At 32.9% G+C, this 255-nt stretch carries 1 protein-coding gene; it reads right to left on the bottom strand.

The annotated features are described in order from the left end of the window. Positions 1-255 (bottom strand): hypothetical protein (locus F6K22_RS18635; protein ID WP_293100907.1); only part of this gene is annotated, 255 nt, incomplete at both ends.

Genomic DNA, 255 nt, shown 5'->3' with positions numbered 1-255 from the left:
TTTTACTATATCAAAGTCATTACCATCGAACAATACTAACTGAGTACGACCATCAATATTAGCTAATATCAGAACTGAACGATCTACCACCAGACTTACTAGACGTTGTTGCAGAAGTTCAAAACTAACAAAACTTTCCTCCTCAAAAATCAAGAAATTTTCTGGCACTTGTTGGTTAAAGTTAGCAGCAATATTGATGCTAGTGAAATTTTCTAATGTGACATCAAGTTCTGTTAGTATGTCAATATCAATTTC

Origin of the sequence: Okeania sp. SIO2F4 (genome assembly GCF_010672385.1) — a bacterium.
Lineage (GTDB): Bacteria > Cyanobacteriota > Cyanobacteriia > Cyanobacteriales > Microcoleaceae > Trichodesmium.
The sequence above is the reverse complement of the archived record's forward strand: the minus strand, read 5'-3'. Positions and strand labels throughout refer to the sequence as shown.